Genomic DNA, 18,559 nt, shown 5'->3' with positions numbered 1-18,559 from the left:
AAACTAATTTTCAATTAAATAACAAAAAAATAAATATTAAAGAAGCCTTCGCTTGAAGCTAAGTCTTCCCAAAAAAAGAACTGGATTATTTCAAGAAGAAATATAAACTATCTTTAATTATTACTTTTTGAATTTTTCAAATGTTTTATTTCTCGCTTTCTTCGCTTAATTCAATTAATTTTGCGTTTTCAAAACCTTCTACATACAAAATAGCACAAAAATGATTCATTTCTTCGGAAACCATCAGAATGCAAATCAATCTGACATTGTATATGCGGTACAAACGCAAAACAACCTTTCAAATGAAGACATCAAAAAACTACTTTGGCTCTTTAACAGTCAATTAGAACACAAATACACAATAGTTAACAATAGTGATGCATCATTAAACGACTATTTTGTTGGCCCTCGTGCTGCGATGATTACTCCTTGGAGTACAAATGCCGTAGAAATTACCCAAAATATGGGTATCAATGGAATCATCAGAATTGAAGAATTCAAAGCAATTGAAGTTGATTTTAGCGATTTCGACCCAATGCTTTCGCAAAAATATTCGCAATTAAATCAATCTATCTACACAATTAACATTAAGCCTGAACCAATCATTGAAATTGATGATATTGAGGCTTATAATAAACAAGAAGGTTTAGCTTTAAGTGGTGAAGAAGTAACTTACCTTAATAATCTTTCACAAAAATTAGGTAGAAAATTAACTGATTCTGAAGTTTTTGGATTTTCTCAGGTTAATTCTGAACACTGTCGTCATAAAATCTTCAATGGTACATTTATCATTGATGGCGAAACCAAATCCTCGTCTTTATTCAAGCTAATTAAAAAGACTTCTGAAACCAATCCAAACGATATAGTTTCAGCTTATAAAGATAATGTTGCCTTTGTTAAAGGTCCAAAAGTAACCCAATTTGCCCCAAAAAGTGCCGATAAACCTGATTTTTACTCTGAAAAGGAATTCGATTCTGTCATTTCATTAAAAGCAGAAACTCACAATTTCCCTACAACAGTTGAACCTTTCAATGGTGCTGCAACTGGTTCTGGTGGTGAAATTCGTGACCGCTTAGCTGGTGGAATCGGGGCACTGCCACTAGCTGGAACTGCCGTTTACATGACTTCTTATTCAAGATTGGAAGAAACTCGTCCATGGGAAAAAGGAATGGCTGAAAGAAAATGGTTGTATCAAACCCCAATGGATATTTTGATTAAAGCATCAAATGGTGCATCAGATTTTGGAAATAAATTTGGACAACCTCTCATCACTGGATCAGTGCTTACCTTCGAACACGAAGAAGATGCCCGTAAATTGGGTTTTGATAAAGTAATTATGATGGCTGGTGGAATTGGATATGGCAAAGAGAGCCAAGCTAAGAAATTGAAGCCAAGCGTGGGTGATAAGATTGTGGTTTTAGGAGGAGAAAACTACCGCATTGGTATGGGTGGTGCTGCAGTTTCATCGGCAGATACTGGTGCTTTTGGCTCGGGCATTGAATTAAATGCAATTCAACGTTCAAATCCAGAAATGCAAAAACGTGCAGCAAATGCCATTAGAGGTTTGGTAGAAAGTGATGAAAATCCAATTGTTTCTATACATGACCACGGTGCGGGTGGTCACTTGAACTGTTTATCAGAATTAGTTGAAGAAACCGGTGGCTTAATTGATTTAGATAAATTACCAGTAGGAGACCCTACCCTTTCTGCAAAAGAAATAATTGGTAACGAATCGCAAGAACGTATGGGCTTGGTGATTGGTGAAAAGGATATAGAAACGCTGAAGAGAGTTGCGGAAAGAGAGCGTTCACCAATGTATGAAGTTGGAGAAATAACTGGAAATCATCGTTTTACGTTTGAATCAAAATCAACTGGTGCAAAACCAATGGATTTTGCAATTTCAGATATGTTTGGAAGTTCTCCTAAATTCATCATGGATGATAAAAAAGTAGAACGTAGTTACGCAGGTCTCAATTATTCAGTGACTGAAATACCTAATTATTTGAATCAAGTACTTCAATTAGAGGCAGTTGCATGTAAAGATTGGTTGACAAATAAAGTTGACCGCTGTGTTGGCGGACGAGTAGCCAAGCAACAATGTGCTGGTCCATTACAATTACCATTGAATAATGTTGGTGTAATGGCACTTGATTTCAAAGGGAAAGAAGGCATTGCTACTTCCATAGGTCATTCACCACTAACAGCATTGATTGACCCAGTTGCGGGTTCAAGAAATGCCATTGCAGAAGCACTCTCAAATATTGTCTTTGCACCTTTAAAAGATGGCTTAAAGTCAGTTTCACTTTCTGCAAACTGGATGTGGGCTTGTAAGAATGAAGGAGAAGATGCACGTTTATACGAGGCTGTTGAAGGCTGTTCAAATTTTGCCATAGAACTAGGAATCAATATACCAACGGGTAAAGATTCACTTTCTATGAAGCAAAAATATCCAAATGAAGAAGTAATTGCACCGGGAACAGTTATAATTTCTGCGGGTGGCAATTGTTCAGATATTTCAAAAGTAGTTGAGCCAGTTTTGAAAAGAAATGGTGGAAATATTTATTATCTAAATTTATCAAATGATTCTTTCAAATTGGGTGGAAGTTCATTGGCACAAGTACTTAATAAAATTGGTAATGAAGTACCTACTGTAAATGATGCTACTTACTTTAAAAAAGCTTTTGATTTATTCCAAAACCTTATCAAAGAAGGAAAAATTAATGCAGGGCATGATATTGGAAGCGGTGGTTTAATAACTACATTATTAGAAATGTGTTTTGCAGATAATAACTTAGCTACTAATATTGACCTTACAGTCTTGAATGAAAAAGATTCTGTCAAAACTTTATTCAATGAAAATATAGCGATTGTTTTCCAAGCAGATACAACAATTGAATCAGATTTTGAAAAAAATGGCATTTTAATTCAAAAAATTGGTTCAGTAATCGAAAGTAGCAACATTTCAATTAAAAACTTTGAAGATAGTTTTAGTTTCAGTATTGCCCAACTTCGTGATACTTGGTTTAAAACTTCATTCTTATTAGACTCTAAGCAAACACAAAATGGTGTTTCAGCTGAAAGGTATAAAAACTATAAAAATCAACCTCTCAGATACAATTTCCCAACACAATTTGATGGCAAAAAGCCTTCAATCGATTCCTCAAAGCCAAGACCGAAAGCTGCAATCATCCGTGAAAAAGGCAGTAATTCTGAACGTGAAATGGCAAATGCAATGTATTTAGCAGGTTTTGATGTAAAGGATGTTCACATGACTGACTTAATTTCTGGACGAGAAACATTAGAGGATATCCAATTCATAGGTGCTGTGGGTGGATTTTCAAATTCTGATGTTTTAGGTTCGGCGAAAGGTTGGGCAGGTGCATTCTTGTATAATGAAAAAGCCAATACCGCTATTAAAAACTTTTTCAAGCGTGAAGATACTTTGTCTGTTGGTATTTGTAATGGCTGTCAATTATTGATGGAATTGGAACTGATAAATCCAGAACATGAAATTCATGGCAAATTACACCACAACAACTCATACAAACACGAAAGTATTTTTACTTCAGTTACCATTCAAAAAAATAATTCAATAATGCTTTCTACCCTTGAAGGGGCAACTTTAGGTGTTTGGGTTTCACATGGGGAAGGGAAGTTCAGTCTACCTTATTCAGAAGACAAATATAATATTGTTGGAAAATACGGGTATTCCGAATATCCAGCCAATCCAAATGGCTCAGATTACAATACAGCTATGATGTGCGATAAAACTGGTCGTCATTTAGTGATGATGCCTCATATTGAGCGTTCTACATTCCCATGGAACTGGGCACACTACCCTGACCATAGAAATGACGAGGTTTCACCGTGGTTAGAAGCTTTTGTTAATGCAAGAAAATGGATTGAAAGAAATAAATAATTAAATCCAAGTTAAATAACATCATAATGGCGGCAAGGGAAATATCTTGCCGCCATTCTTTTTTCTTGATTAGTTAAATTCATCATAAATACAAAAACCCCACGACATTGTCATGGGGCTTTGTGAACAAAATATTATTCGAAAAAAAGTCTTTGTTGTTATAGAGCAGGAATAACTGCACTTTTAACAGTTTTGATGATACGAGCTGCAACTTTGTATGGGTCAGCAGCAGAGTTTGGACGACGATCTTCCAACCATCCTTTCCATCCTTTTTGAACAGCTGCAATCGGAATACGAATTGAAGCACCACGGTCAGAAACACCATAAGAGAATTTATCAATTGACTGTGTTTCGTGTTTACCTGTTAAACGTAAGTGGTTATCTGCACCATATACTGCGATGTGTTCTTTAACTACAGGAGCAAAAGCTTCACAAACTGCATCATAAATTTCTTTTTTACCAGCTGTTCTCAGAATTGTATTTGAGAAGTTAGCGTGCATACCTGAACCATTCCAGTCAGTGTCGCCTAGAGGCTTACAATGCCAGTTGATTGAGATACCATATTTTTCACCGATTTTTTCTAATAAATAGCGTGCAACCCACATTTCATCACCTGCCTGCTTTGCACCTTTAGCAAATCCTTGGAATTCCCATTGTCCAGCAGCAACCTCAGCGTTGATACCTTCAATGTTCAAACCTGCTTGTAAACAAACTTCTAGGTGTTCTTCAACCATTTCACGTCCGAATGCATTCGCTGCACCCACTGAACAATAGTATTGACCTTGAGGAGCTGGGTAACCATTTGCTGGGAAACCTACAGGCTTGTTTGTTTCATTATTCCACAAGAAATATTCTTGTTCAAATCCGAACCAAAAATCATTGTCTTCGTCATCGATAGTAGCACGACCGTTAGACTCATGTGGAGTTCCATCAGCATTTAAAACTTCACACATTACAAGAAAACCTGCACCTAAACGAGTTGGGTCTGGGCAAATGAAAACTGGCTTTAATAAACAGTCAGAAGAACCGCCTGGTGCTTGTTGAGTTGAAGAACCATCAAACGACCACATATCGCAATCTTCTAATTTACCACTAAAGTTTCTCTCAATTTTGGTTTTGCTGCGAAGGCTTTGAGTAGGTTTGTAACCATCAAGCCAAATGTACTCTAATTTTGCTACTGGAACGTTTGCCATTGTTGTAATTTTTTAATGTATTGCGGTTATCAATCAAAGAATATGATACAAATATATAGAACTAAAACAATACAATATTCTTTAAAAGGCAATTATTTTAGTGAAATATTCTAAATTCTTTATAAAGTACAACTTTTTATTCGATTTGTTAGGTTTTGTTATTTTTCCAAGAATAAATCGAAGGCACTTTCTTGATATTTTTTAATTTTAATCTATAAAAATACTCAAATTTAAACCAACATTTTAAGTATTTAATATTTTAGAGAGTATATATACTTAAAATTAAACCAAGATACCGAAAAACTATCATTTTATAAAGATATTAATATTCATAGAAATTCATAAAAACAAAAAAGGCACGGAATCTTTAAATCCGTGCCTTTTTGTTACTCTTCTTCTTCCTCAGAGCTTTCCTCTTCACCACCTTCCTCTTCTTCCTCTTCGGCCTCTTCTTCGTACTCCTCGTCTTCTTCACCCTCCTCCTCCTCCTCTTCTTCGTCGTAATCTTCTTCTTCCTCTTCTTCCTCTTCTTCTTCCTCTTCTTCTTCTTCCTCTTCCTCTTCTTCCTCTTCTTCGTCGTACTCTTCTTCTTCCTCTTCTTCGTCTTCTTCCTCTTCGTCTTCTTCCTCTTCGTCTTCTTCCTCTTCGTCTTCTTCCTCTTCGTCTTCTTCCTCTTCGTCTTCCTCCTCTTCGTCTTCCTCCTCTTCGTCTTCCTCCTCTTCGTCTTCCTCCTCTTCGTCTTCCTCCTCTTCGTCTTCGTCGTATTCTTCCTCTTCATCCTCAAATTGAGATTCATATTCATCTAAAATCTCATCATATTCTCCCTCACCTTCATATTCAAGTTCACTATATTCTTCTGGTTCTTCTTCATCATACTCAATAACTTCAATATCCTGAAGGGCATCAAAATTTTTGTAATCTTTTGAATCATAGATATCAAAATTCTTTTTATCATAGCCTTTACCATCATTTATGACTGATTTTTTATCATCAATCCAAGTTTCATCTGAATCTGGAATTGGCGTGGAACGACCAAAAATCCAGCTATCTCCTATATTTAACTTGCTATTAATGATGTATTTATAAGGCATATAACAATATCCTTTATCACCCCATTTTTCTCCCCACGAATTTCGTACAATAAACATTTCATCAACGTCAGAATAACCTACACACAACATAGCATGTAGCCCATGAGCATTTCTTGAAGCCTCATCTGGAGTTGGCATAGGTACAACACCACCATTTTTATTACAATGGTCGAAAGAATCGAACAATGCTACACCAAAAACAATTGGGAATCCTTCTGCCAAAGCACTTTTCCAATCATCAAGTTTAACAGGTATCAATTTTTTATTTTCTATTTTAAAATCTGAAGCTGACACATAAGATTTTTCATTGGGTTTTTCATTGACTTTATTAATCTCATAGGGCCAAGTATCTTCTTTACAAGCTCCTAATTTCATCAAGCTATCTACGGCATATTGAATATGGCTACCTGAATCTTTAATCGGACCACCAGATCGTAAACGAGCATTATAGTAAATAAATAATCTACTAACATCGAATGCTTTTTTACTTAAATATTTTTTTATTAAATACTCATATGCACCCGCAACAGCATTAGCCGTACAGCTACTTAATTGTTTTTGGTCCTCTACGGGAGTCATGAAAGTTCTCAAATCAACTTTTGCAGGAAGTTTGGCATCTTTTAATTTTGAAGATACACGGTAACGCTCCGCATTTGAACTTGGAGCCAAATACTGATAACCTTGAACGACTCTTTCGCCGTTGCCTTGGTCAAATTTTAATTTCATAATCAAGAGTTTTTTGTGTGCTGATAGCACAGGTTGGGAAAAAATTGTTTTATTGTACAGAAAAGTGCAGAAATAAATTATCCAATTAATTGTGGATTTTGATTTATTGTATGTGGAATTGAAAGTAAGCTAAAAATGTGGGAAATAGTAGGCTTTGAAATTAAAAATTAATAAAAACTATTTATCTAGGTAGTCTTGAAACATTCTTTGCATTAATGCCTTTCCTTCATCAATTTCTATGTTTGTGATAGTACCCTTTTTTTGAATTATTTTTTGACCGATATTATCAAAAATCAAATATTTCTCTTCAATTGAATTTTGCTTCACATAACCAAAGCCATTATTAAATGAAAAAAAGGCCCAAGGTTTTACTTTATTATCAAAAATATTCTTGCTCCAGTTATAAGCGTAGGCGTTTATACCAGCTTGACGAAGTACACTTGAAGCAATATCTATTTGTGAACCAACATTTGAGACTTCAATTCCAGTTTTTTCAAGTGCCCCACCCAACCAAAGCATTGGTATTTTAAAATCATCAATTTTTTTCCCTGTTTCAGGAATTCTGTGGCCGTGGTCAGCAACGATTACAATAAGCGTATTATTCCACCAAGATTGTTTTTTTGCGTCTGAAATAAAATTACCCAAAGACTGGTCTGCGTAATACATGGCATTCATAAACTTTGAAGGTTCGTCTTCGCCAACAAATTTAGTTTGAATTGGCACTTCAAATGGCTCATGACTACTTAATGTAAGTAAAGTAGAAAAAAATGGTTGATTTATTTTTTCATGTTCACTCAAAAAACGAGTAAATACCGCTCCATCTTGTGCTCCCCACTTGGAATTCCAATCTTTAGGGTCAAAATCTTGCTTACTCACAATTCTTTGAAAATCTGCTTCAAACAAATACGATTTTATATTAGCAAAATCGGTTTCACCGCCGTAGTAAAATGCAGTTGTATAACCATTATTTCCAAAATCTTTGCTCAATACAGGTAGCTTTGCTGATTTATTGGGTTCAGTAATGATAGATTTGGTTGGTTGTGCAGGATATCCACTCAAAATGGCAGGAAGCCCTTTATCAGTTCTGTCACCACTCGCATAAATGTTAGAAAAATAAATTCCCTCTTTTTTTAGGGCATTGAAGTTTGGCGTAACTTCTTCTCCATTAATTTTCTGTTCGGTTGCTTTTTTAGTGAAACTTTCCCAAATAATAAAAATCACATTGGGCTTTTTCAAATCTTTCCTAAGTATATTTTGAGTAGAATTAGAGTTGACATACAGTTTTTTTATGGCATCTGTCAAGGTCTCCTTCGGTAAGTATGTATATGGATTAACTTTGTCGTAAGTACCATTTACAATCGAACTCATAAAATTCCAAGGAGCATTAACTGCGGAAATATTAGCAAAATTATTACTTGAAAAATAAACTGTACTTTGATTCATTGGTGCAATACCCAAACTTCCGCGAATTGGAATTATCAAAGCAATTAAGCAGAAGGCTGAAATAGGAATAAAAGGTAGATTATCAATGTAATTCCAGTTATCAATATTTCGTGTTATAATTCTGTATACAATATATGAGGCAATTATAAGTAAAATTATGAAACTAATAAATAATTGCAAGAGTGGAGAAGAACTAACAGATGCCCAAGCTTCTTTTGGAGATTTTAAGTAATACAATGGGGTTGCATCAAGTCTATAACCCCAAGTATTGAAAACCTGAAGGTCAATTACGACAATTAATGTTATAAAGAAAACTGCAACAAAAGTGTAGGAGAAAATCCAGTTTTCAAGCCGACTTTTTTTGATAAAGTTTGAAATGGTAACTAATAAAAAAGGTAACACTGATAAATAACCCGACATTGAAAAATCCATTCGAATTCCATTCCAAAAGATTCCCCAAACAGTTTCCAATGTTAATAATTTTGTATCTTCAATATGATAACTCAAAAATATTACTCTTGCACTCAAAAAGTATATAACCCAGAAACAAAAATAAATTAATAGAAATTGTAAGCGTTCTTTCATTTAATTGCTTTGATTTGCTTAATTTAGCCCAAATATAAGATAAGAATTGAAAATTGAAAATTCTTTGATTCTTTCAATGACCTAAATCGCTAAAAGAAAGGGTTTTAAGAATTTTGTCCCAATAATTATCAAAAAAACTCTGTAAATTAATAAATAAGCAGATTAAATCAGAAAGACACACTAAAAATATTATTCGTAAATTTTAAAAGCAATGGCAAGACTAAGATTCAAAGCAGTTGAAGAAGCTCAAAGTAGAACTGCAACTAAAGTAGAAATTCCAACAGGAAAAGTAACCGAATTTTATGGTTCAAACATTTTTAATGATGAAGTAATGCGTGCCATGCTTTCTCCAGAAGCTTATATGAAAGTAACGGCAGCCATTAAAAATGGAGATAAAATAGACCGCGAAATTGCCGACGAAGTGGCAGCAGCCATGAAATCATGGGCTGTTTCAAAAGGAGCAACCCACTACACTCACTGGTTTCAGCCACTAACAGGTGGTTCTGCGGAGAAACATGATGCTTTTTTTGATATTAATCTCGATGGAAAAGCAGTAGAAAAATTTAAAGGAAGTGCCCTTACGCAACAAGAACCAGATGCTTCTTCTTTTCCAAATGGAGGTATTCGTGCAACTTTTGAAGCTCGTGGTTATACCGCATGGGACCCTACCTCACCAGCCTTTATTATGTATAATGAAGCGGGTACTGGTACACTTTGTATCCCTTCGATTTTTGTATCATACACGGGTGAACTATTAGATTCAAAATCTCCTCTGTTAAAATCTTTACATGCTCTTGATAAAGCAGCTACTGAAGTTGCTGTCATCTTTGACCGTCATGTTGAGAAAGTTTCAGCTACCTTAGGTGCAGAACAAGAATATTTTTTAGTTGATAAATCATTATTTAATGCTCGTCCAGACTTAATGATGGCAGGACGCACTGTTTTTGGCCATGCTCCAGCTAAGGGACAACAACTTGATGACCATTATTTTGGTTCAATTCCGCCACGTGTTAATGCGTTTATGGTTGATTTTGAGTTTGAAGCGTTAAAATTAGGAATTCCAGTTCGTACTCGCCATAATGAAGTTGCTCCAGCTCAATTTGAGGCTGCTCCAACTTTTGAAGAAGTAAACCTTGCCTGTGACCATAACATCCTTTTGATGGATTTAATGAGAAAAATAGCAAGAAAACACAATTTCGAAGTTCTTTTCCATGAAAAACCATTCGCTGGAATAAACGGTAGTGGTAAACATAATAACTGGTCTTTAGGAACTGATACAGGTGTGAATCTTTTAGGACCTAGCACAAAACCTAAAGAAAGTTTAAGATTTGTAACTTTCTTAGTCAATGTCGTAAAAGCTGTGCATGATAACGCTGATTTACTTCGTGCAAGTATTGCTTCAGCTGGAAACGAACACCGTCTTGGTGCCAATGAAGCTCCACCAGCAATTATTTCGATATTTCTAGGTACCCAAATGACCAAAGTTTTGAATGATATCGAAAACAAAGAAATTGTTTCCATCGAAAAAGGTGAAAATGCCTATATCAAGTTAGGACTTAATAGAATACCTTCAATTTTACTAGATAATACAGACCGAAATAGAACTTCACCATTTGCTTTTACAGGAAATAAATTTGAATATCGTGCCGTTGGTGGTTCGGCCAACTCTGCTCAACCAATGATGATACTTAATACCATTGTAGCTAATCAATTGGAAAAGTTTAGAGCAGATTATGATGCCGAAATGAATGAGCATGAAGGCAAAAAAGAAGAAGTAATTGTAAAAATTCTTAAAGGCTATATCAAAGAAAGTAAAAGGATTTTATTCGAAGGAAATGGATATGGCGATGAATGGAAAGAAGAAGCTGCTCGAAGAGGTCTTTCAAATATTGCCAGTACACCTGAAGCTTTAAAAGCATACCTAAGAAAAGAATTTATTGAAATATTCGAAAGATTAGGTGTTCTTACTGAGCGTGAATTCCATGCTCGTTACGAAATTGAATTGGAAAACTATATCAAAAAAATCCAAATCGAATCTCGTGTTATAGGGGATTTAGCAATGAATCATGTAGTTTCTACGGCTGTAAAATACCAAACCAGACTTGTTCAAACGGCAAAATCTTTGAAGGATATGGGTCTAGATACTGAAGCCGAACCAGTTATTCAAATTATCAAAGAAATATCTGAGAGAGTAACAGAAATTTCAAAGAAAGTGAATGATATGACTGAGGCTCGCAAGAAGGCCAATAATTTAGATGATATAGAAGAACAAGCTCGCTTATATGGCACTGAAATAAAAAGCTTCTTTGATGAGATTCGTTATCATGTTGATAAACTAGAGATTTTAATTGATGATGAAGATTGGCCATTAGTAAAATATAGAGAATTATTGTACATTCGATAATAATTCCCATATACTTTAATGATTATCCATCAATACTTAAAACACCAAGTCAAATCTTTTATCCCAAGATTTGTACTTGGTGTTTTTTTATATTTAGCTTGTTTCATTGCGAATGCTCAAGTAGCTGTAGTTTTTGATGAATTTCCGAAGGACGACCAGTTATTTCAAAGAAATGATTTGAATATTGCATCTGTCAATATTAAAGGCCGCATTTTTACAGAAAAAGTAAATGCCGTTTCACTTGTTGTACAAAAGAACAATAAACTGTATGCCTACCAAAAGCAAAAACTTCAATTTAAAAATCAATCGACTGAATTTCAATTAACAACAAATATAAGAGCCGAACTTTCGGAGTACACATTTAGTGTTTATTCACATCAAAACAATGACTCTATTCTACTAAAAAAGGCTATCGAGGTAGTTTGTGGTGAAAATATATTAGTTTATGGTCAATCGAATGCTTTAGCAAATGATAGTGAGGAAATTAAACGTTTCAAAGACGAGTTTCAATATGGTAGAAGTTCCTTTGCTAATTATAATTCTTCTGAATTTCAATGGGTAATTTCTCGCCCTTGGAATCATTGGAGTGCAGGGCTTTTAGGACTACAAATACAAAGACAATTGATTGAAAAATATCAAGTTCCCATTGCAATCATTAATGGTTCGGAAGGTAATAAAAGCATCGATGAACTTAGTCTGAGAGATGAAAAACAACATGATAACACCGAAACAATTTATGGAAGGTTATTGAAACGAGCAAAATGGGCTGAAATTGATAAAAAGGTGAGAATTATGGTATGGAGACAAGGCGAAAGTGAAGCTCTCAACCCTAATTATCAAAACGATTATGGAAAAAAGTTTGAAAAATTCAGAAAGCAGCTACTTGAAGACTTTCCTTCACTCAGAAAAATTTACACACTACAAAACAATGTTTATTTTGGAAACAACACACTCGCGGGTAATTTAAGAGAATATCAAAGAAAAATACACGAAACGTATTCAGATTGTGAGGTAATGTCAACCATTGGAACGCCTACATTTGATGGTCTTCACTACAAACTAGAAGGTTATGCTCAAAATGGCATTGATATTTCAAGGCAATTAGCAAGAGACTTTATGAATAATAAAGACTCTTTGAATATTAATGCACCAAACTTAAAGTATGCTTATTTTACTGCAAAAAAAGATAGTTTAATTTTAGAATTTGACAAATATCAAACCATGGTATTTCCGAAGGATATGCCCAAAAGCAATGAAAATCACCCATCTATAAATTCTAGAGACTATTTTTACTTAGATAATAAAAGTTTAAGTATTGACAATGGTTCTGCAAATGGGAAGTATATCATCTTAAAATTAAAAAATCCTTCGGATGGACAAAAAATAAGTTGGTTGCCTGATAATTATACATTTGAATTTATTTCTGTTCTACCAGGCATCATTCCTATTAGGAATATTAATAATATTGCAGCTTTATCATTCAAAGATGTACCAATTAGTAAACCTGAAATTTCCTTTGTTAATAGTCTCAATGGAGCTCAAATTTCTAAGAACTCAATTTTACTTAGTTGGACGAAAATAAAGTATTATAATTTTTATTTCGAAATTGAAAAGGCTCAAAATACCCCTACTAACTTCTACAGAATTGGTTCTACCACTGAAAGTTCGTTTTCAGATAACTATGTCATTGAAGGAATAAAATATTATTATAGAATAAAAACAAAAAGAGATGGTGAAACTATTTACAGCAATATCATAGAAATTAATACCCAAAATAATAATCAATTTTCTGCAAGCACTGAGAATTTAATAGTTTTTCCTAATCCGGTTTTAAAAAATGATTTTCTGAAAATTATACCATTATTTGAAAAAGCGATTAAAGAAGTGACTATTTACAACGAACGAGGTGAAATTATTCATCACTTCAAGGAAAATAACAATTATTCCTTTTTATCAACAAGTGAATTGAATCCCGGAAAATATTATATTAGGGCAATTTTAGAGGATAATACAAAATTAATTAAGAAATTTGTGGTTCAATAAAAGGTTTTATTATTCAATTTTTGATTTAATGCTAAGTAAATTTACAATAAAAATCTGCCTTTTTCTAAGTCCATTATTAGTATTATTTGTTGGTTATTTAATAACTGACCCCTTCAAAATTGTAAGAACATACGATGCTTACCCAGATAACTTTGCCAAAAGTTTAAATCGTGATAGAATTTCTACTCAGATTTTCTTGAATAATCATCAAAAATATCATTATAAATCGTTCATTTTCGGAAGTTCACGCTCAAGTGTATTTTATGCCAAAGAATGGGGCAAACACATAAACGATTCTACGCCCTACCATTTTGATGCCTCTTGTGAGACAATTTCTGGTGTTGCTTACAAAATGAAATTTATTGAAGAGAAGGGCAATAAGCTTGATAATGTATTATTTGTGTTTGATAGAAGCCTTTTCAATTATGAACAAGATACACTTGGTAGCGTTTTTGTACAAGATTACAGGGTAAGTGGTTTAGATTGGTGGAAATATCAGATGGTGTTCATTAACACCTACTTTTCAAAAGGATTTTTCCTTGCATTTTACGATAACTTGATTACAGGAAATTATAAGGATTACATGAAACAATTCTTAGAATTTCGTAAAATAAACTATACGCCAGTAGTTAATGACTTTATTTTTACAAGTTATATCGAGCAAATAAAAAAAGACTCCGTTGCATACTATAATCAACCAAATTTTTTCTATCAAAGAAGTAGCGAGAAAAATTTACCACCTCCGGCCATAAAAAAATATCAATTAAAATTTCTTGATATGATACGTAAAAGCCTATTGAAAAATCATACCAAATTCAAAATTATACTCGGCCCAACCTACGACCAAGCTTATTTTAACAATGAAGATTTGGCTATACTTCAACAATACTTTGGAAAAGAAAATATTTACGATTTTTCGGGTATCAATGAATACACAAATAATGTGGCCAATTATTATGAAATATACCATTACAAGCCTTCGGTGGCTAATGATATAATGCGTAGAATTTATGCTACAAAGTAATTTCCATTGATATTTTTACGCCAAATTTATTTACATTAGGAATATCTTGATAAGTGAGGCGGTGCATTGCTTCAATTCTCAAAACTTTAAAAATATTGCTTACACCATAACCAAGTTCAACGTATGGTTTTGAGCTAAGGCTACTGAAAGGTTTTTCATTTGTTAATGGATTCATTTGTTTATTTTCTTCAGACAAACCTCCATAAAGAAACTTACCCGTTGTAAATGTTCGCCATTTCCATTTTTTAATTAATGGAAAACGATTAAATAGTAAACCCTCAAAATCATGATTATATCTTAAGGATATGTATTTATCACTCACAAATTCAAAATTATTCATCAAGTTGAAAGAGTTACTTACTATAAAAATACTTTCATTTCCTAGATGACTTTTTAATAGAGGATAAGGTAAAGTACCTAAAATTAAGCCAGCTTCTGCCTTATAATAAGTCTTTCCAAAATAGCCTGCATTTAATGTATGACTATATTTGAATAAGAATTTATGGAAATTGAAATCACTGTTGAATAGGTTTTTTGCACCCAGAGCATACCTTAAAGTAATAGTTGGAGATTTAACAGTTCCAAAACTTAAACGTTCATTATCATTTACGATTGCCAATTCATCTCTTGCAAATGTAATTTCAGAGACAAACTCAGAAGTATTGTATCTTGTAATTAATGGCGAAGCATCTCCTAAGCTCGGTTTTTCTCTATACGAAAAATTATAAAGTGGATCAAAACTTCGAGTTCTGAATGTAAAAGCAGTAAAAATTCCTTTGGCAACTTCTCTTTGAAACTCCATTTTTCTTTCAGTTTCATAAAAAGGCCTCATTAATGTACCAAATTTCATGTAGGCCATGAAGATGGAGCCCAAACCCAAATCTTCTTGACGAAGCCCTACTTGTTCAATGTCGTTAGAATATTTTAAGCTTACGGTTGTCCATGGCTTTCGAGAAATAATTCTTGTTACTTCGCCACCCATTTTCCATGCTTCATCCTTAGTGCCGTATGCTAAATATCCCTGTAAAACCCATTTTCTACTAAACTCAAAATTTGTCCTCAATCCTAGCCTCATTCTTACACCTTCAACATTATTGTATGCTCCTGTATAGACTAAAGGACCTAGTTCAATTCCAGTATAAATCTTTTTATAACCACTTGAAAGTAACAATGCTAAATTGGTATAACGTTTTACCACAGGAACATTCTTAATGGTATCAATCATTGCATAAGCCATTTGTTCTTTTTCTGTGAATGGCTCTGGTCGAACTTTCTGCCAAAAATTATTATCATTTTCTCGATAATCAGGGGCAATTTCTATACCACCGTCAAAAAATTTCACATCTTTTACCTGATTGATTACTATGTCTTCATTATAATTGGTAAACTTCAATAGCAAACCAGCCGAACCCTTAGTTACTTCATTGACATCAACCAAAATTCTATTTTTTACTGGAAACCAAACTTTCCCAAAAGGTTCTAATTCTTGTTGAATTTTAATTCTTTCAATAAAGTTTAAGTTGGCATCTTTCGTAATAGTGGCATCAATTTGAGCAATTGCCCAAGTCTCTTTTTCAACCCAAATAGAACCAGCAAAAGCTAAATCTTGCTTACGTTTAGGTGTAAAATCAATTTTATAGCAAAAATTTTCTCCAAAATAAGAGCTATCAGCTAAATAATAGTCATAAATAAGTTTCCAATCATCGGCAATTGGTGAAGCAAAGTTCTTATCAAGTACATTCACTTGATTGACATAAAAATTATACTGCTGAAAAGTTGAACCAATTAACTGCGAAGTAAGACTTCCATCTGTTACTCCAATTCCCTTGATATTTGTCTTTTTAATAATTTCTTTTGAAAGTCTTGGGTTATTTCGGAAGTAGTAATGAGAAACTGATTCAGAAATAAATGAAGGTAGGAGTACTTTGCCTTCATCGTCAGTCAAAGTGCCGATTTCTTCAATGGCTTTATTTACTTTTTGAGTGATTCTACGTTGACGTAATTTTTCGCTAATTTTATTAAAATCTACCTCAATCTTATTATAACTTTCATAATCAAAGCCATCAATTTTCTTATAATTATTTTCAGACTTTGCAGTAACTGCTTTTCTAATGATGCGATGTGCAGGGTTTTCACCAGCGTAAACTTTTACTTCTTGTAAGAGAATTTCGGAAGGTCTAAGTTGAATATCAATAGTTTGTACTAAGGAATCTCTTGAAATAAAAACCGATTTAGAGAAATAACCTAAACAAGAAATGAAAAGTGAATCTGAAGGAATTGTACCTAATTTGAACTCAAAATTTCCTTCAAAATCAGTATTCTTTCCAAGTGAAGTATTCTTAATATTTATTGAAGCAAAAGGTATTGGGTCATGCGTGACTTGGTCTGAAACTTTACCTTTTATAATATATACTTTTTGAGCAAGGGCAAGTTGGGAGAATGTTAAAAATAGTAGAATATAAAGTTTTTTCATTACTCAATAATTGCGTTACAACAATACGAAAACTGTGTACTATAAAAACGCAATAACTGGCTGATTCGTTGCTTATAATAGTCAAATAACTAAAAAGTCATATAAATTCATGTTTTATTTATGATATTCATTGAGAAAATCACCTTTGGGCATAAACTCTAAATCTTCAACTGATTGATTAAAATAATAAACCCAAGCCTCGTAAGTTTTTCCATCGTTTTTTAAAACGGCATTCACTTTTTTACGTACGTACTCCGAGTGAGCAGGGTCCATAGGATTGTACTCTTCGTAGCGGTCTAGAAGGCTAAATAATTGTTCGGGTTCGTGTAGTTTATAGAGTTCGCCTTTTACGCAAAACCTTTCACCTTTTGAGCAAGGAATAATACCTGGATAGTAATCTACCATATACATTTTTCCTTCAATGGTTGCTTTGCCTAAAAACTCTGCATATTTTCTAACCCATTGATGCGAATCATTATCGCCATATTCACTTAAAAGTGTTCCGTACACAAAAAGATACTCAGTTTCTCCCATTTTTATACTTTGAAATACTAACGAATATTTCCTATAAATAAAGTTCTTAAAAGAATTGCAGATTGACTATCACCCAAATTTGAAGCAATTTTAAGATTTTTTTCTGCACTTTCAAAATCCCCACCTCTAAATTCTAGTTCTCCGATTGACCTCAGTACATCAGCATTTTTATCTAAATAAAATCTTGAAGCTCTTTTTAGTTCAAAAAGTGCTGAGGCATAATCCTCCAACATATACAAACAATTTGCTTTTAGCCAATAGGCTTCAGGAATAGTATTGTCTAAACGTAGCGTTTTTTCAAAATCAATCAAGGCAGCTTCCCAGTTTTCGAAGTAGTAATGACATTTTCCCCTGTAAAGATAAGCAACTGCAGATTTAGGATAATTTAAAACTTTCTCTTCGAAATACCTAAATGCTGGGGCACACGCTTCATTATGATAAAGGTCTATTCCTTCTTTAAACAATGCCTCGTCACGTTCTTGTGGGGTAATATCATTCCCTAATCTGATTCTCAGATAAATGTAAATCAAAAACGGTATGCCGATAAGCATTACCTCCATTTTATTACAGCTTGTTTAATTCTTCTTTGGTTTTCCTTGTAAGACTAGCAATTACTAAATCATAAGATTCGTCAACCCATTCGCGAAGTTGGGTATCTTTTACACTCCCGTTGGTCAACACCATATTCCAATGCTGTTTGTTCATGTGATAAGCAGGTTGAACAGCATCAAATTCTGCCCTTAGTTCTTGATTTTTTTCGGGAATATTTTTAAGGCTTACACGTTCAAAATCGAAATTTGTAAGAGCAAACATTTTACCCATCACCTTGTAAACAAGTGTGTCTGGACCAAAAGGAAGCTCCTCGGTAACTCCTTTTTTTGCTAAACAATATTCACGAAAAACTTCTAAGTTCATTAAATATTAACGAGTTGCACATCGAACAACCATTATTACCAAACACACCAAAAACATCAAAATTGATATTTTATTTATACCATGCATCATCTTCAAATTGAAGCTATGCGGGTACTTACCATCAGTATCTTTTCGAAACACTCGAAAAAAATAACTAAAAACCGGACCAATTGATAAAAAGGATTTAAACTTTTCTAACATTTTAATTT

The 18,559-nt window shown here is 33.6% G+C and carries 12 protein-coding genes; 4 read left to right on the top strand and 8 right to left on the bottom strand.

Annotation, left to right across the window (positions count from 1 at the left end):
- Window positions 1–202: 202 nt before the first annotated feature.
- Complete coding sequence (purL, locus tag EMTOL_RS18885; RefSeq protein ID WP_305953299.1) at window positions 203–3,919, top strand: phosphoribosylformylglycinamidine synthase; 3,717 nt, start codon at window positions 203–205, stop codon at window positions 3,917–3,919.
- Between the two features lie 158 nt (window positions 3,920–4,077).
- Here purL and EMTOL_RS18880 read toward each other — a convergent pair whose 3' ends face one another.
- From EMTOL_RS18880 to EMTOL_RS18870, 3 genes are all read right to left on the bottom strand, one after another.
- Window positions 4,078–5,112, bottom strand: coding sequence for a glutamine synthetase beta-grasp domain-containing protein (locus EMTOL_RS18880; protein ID WP_015030928.1), 1,035 nt, complete (start codon window positions 5,110–5,112; stop codon window positions 4,078–4,080).
- A gap of 386 nt (window positions 5,113–5,498) precedes the next feature.
- Window positions 5,499–6,929, bottom strand: a complete 1,431-nt coding sequence (locus EMTOL_RS21960; RefSeq protein WP_015030927.1) for a C1 family peptidase — start codon at window positions 6,927–6,929, stop codon at window positions 5,499–5,501.
- 177 nt (window positions 6,930–7,106) lie between these two features.
- Window positions 7,107–8,843 (bottom strand): LTA synthase family protein, encoded by a 1,737-nt coding sequence (locus EMTOL_RS18870; protein WP_305953277.1) that lies wholly within the window; start codon window positions 8,841–8,843, stop codon window positions 7,107–7,109.
- Between the two features lie 325 nt (window positions 8,844–9,168).
- On the opposite strand from EMTOL_RS18870, the gene EMTOL_RS18865 reads away from it, so the two are divergent.
- The 3 genes from EMTOL_RS18865 to EMTOL_RS18855 are packed head-to-tail and all read left to right on the top strand — an operon-like array spanning window position 9,169 to window position 14,428.
- Window positions 9,169–11,361, top strand: a complete 2,193-nt coding sequence (locus EMTOL_RS18865; RefSeq protein WP_015030925.1) for a glutamine synthetase III family protein — start codon at window positions 9,169–9,171, stop codon at window positions 11,359–11,361.
- Window positions 11,362–11,379: 18 nt separating this feature from the next.
- Window positions 11,380–13,404 carry a sialate O-acetylesterase gene (locus EMTOL_RS18860; protein WP_015030924.1) on the top strand — a complete coding sequence of 675 codons (2,025 nt, stop codon included), beginning with the start codon at window positions 11,380–11,382 and terminating at the stop codon, window positions 13,402–13,404.
- Window positions 13,405–13,432: 28 nt separating this feature from the next.
- Window positions 13,433–14,428, top strand: coding sequence for a hypothetical protein (locus EMTOL_RS18855; RefSeq protein WP_305953276.1), 996 nt, complete (start codon window positions 13,433–13,435; stop codon window positions 14,426–14,428).
- Here EMTOL_RS18855 and EMTOL_RS18850 read toward each other — a convergent pair.
- From EMTOL_RS18850 to EMTOL_RS22620, 5 genes are all read right to left on the bottom strand, one after another.
- Complete coding sequence (locus EMTOL_RS18850; protein WP_015030922.1) at window positions 14,418–16,901, bottom strand: DUF5686 and carboxypeptidase-like regulatory domain-containing protein; 2,484 nt, start codon at window positions 16,899–16,901, stop codon at window positions 14,418–14,420. The genes EMTOL_RS18855 and EMTOL_RS18850 overlap by 11 nt on opposite strands.
- Window positions 16,902–17,015: 114 nt before the next feature.
- On the bottom strand, window positions 17,016–17,435 hold the full coding sequence (locus tag EMTOL_RS18845; RefSeq protein ID WP_015030921.1) for a gamma-glutamylcyclotransferase family protein: 420 nt from the start codon (window positions 17,433–17,435) through the stop codon (window positions 17,016–17,018).
- A 17-nt stretch (window positions 17,436–17,452) separates the two neighbouring features.
- The gene (locus EMTOL_RS18840; protein WP_305953275.1) at window positions 17,453–17,986 is read right to left on the bottom strand and encodes a tetratricopeptide repeat protein; all 534 of its coding nucleotides are present in this window, start codon (window positions 17,984–17,986) and stop codon (window positions 17,453–17,455) included.
- A 13-nt stretch (window positions 17,987–17,999) separates the two neighbouring features.
- Window positions 18,000–18,350, bottom strand: coding sequence for an MmcQ/YjbR family DNA-binding protein (locus tag EMTOL_RS18835; RefSeq protein WP_015030919.1), 351 nt, complete (start codon window positions 18,348–18,350; stop codon window positions 18,000–18,002).
- A gap of 6 nt (window positions 18,351–18,356) precedes the next feature.
- Entirely contained in the window at window positions 18,357–18,551 is a 195-nt protein-coding gene (locus EMTOL_RS22620; protein ID WP_015030918.1) for a DUF6728 family protein, read from the bottom strand.
- Window positions 18,552–18,559: the final 8 nt, after the last annotated feature.

The organism is Emticicia oligotrophica DSM 17448 (assembly GCF_000263195.1).
Taxonomy (GTDB): Bacteria; Bacteroidota; Bacteroidia; order Cytophagales; family Spirosomataceae; genus Emticicia; species Emticicia oligotrophica.
Note: the sequence above shows the minus strand (reverse complement) of the source record. Positions and strands in the feature narration are given on the sequence as shown.

Excerpts from the sequence above, each read along its gene's own strand:
- EMTOL_RS18880 (WP_015030928.1), bottom strand. The coding sequence starts at position 5,112 with ATGGCAAACGTTCCAGTAGCAAAATTAGAGTACATTTGGCTTGATGGT.
- EMTOL_RS21960 (WP_015030927.1), bottom strand. The coding sequence starts at position 6,929 with ATGAAATTAAAATTTGACCAAGGCAACGGCGAAAGAGTCGTTCAAGGT.
- EMTOL_RS18865 (WP_015030925.1), top strand. The coding sequence starts at position 9,169 with ATGGCAAGACTAAGATTCAAAGCAGTTGAAGAAGCTCAAAGTAGAACT.
- EMTOL_RS18860 (WP_015030924.1), top strand. The coding sequence starts at position 11,380 with ATGATTATCCATCAATACTTAAAACACCAAGTCAAATCTTTTATCCCA.
- EMTOL_RS18855 (WP_305953276.1), top strand. The coding sequence starts at position 13,433 with ATGCTAAGTAAATTTACAATAAAAATCTGCCTTTTTCTAAGTCCATTA.
- EMTOL_RS18850 (WP_015030922.1), bottom strand. The coding sequence starts at position 16,901 with ATGAAAAAACTTTATATTCTACTATTTTTAACATTCTCCCAACTTGCC.
- EMTOL_RS18845 (WP_015030921.1), bottom strand. The coding sequence starts at position 17,435 with ATGGGAGAAACTGAGTATCTTTTTGTGTACGGAACACTTTTAAGTGAA.
- EMTOL_RS18840 (WP_305953275.1), bottom strand. The coding sequence starts at position 17,986 with ATGCTTATCGGCATACCGTTTTTGATTTACATTTATCTGAGAATCAGA.
- EMTOL_RS18835 (WP_015030919.1), bottom strand. The coding sequence starts at position 18,350 with ATGAACTTAGAAGTTTTTCGTGAATATTGTTTAGCAAAAAAAGGAGTT.
- EMTOL_RS22620 (WP_015030918.1), bottom strand. The coding sequence starts at position 18,551 with ATGTTAGAAAAGTTTAAATCCTTTTTATCAATTGGTCCGGTTTTTAGT.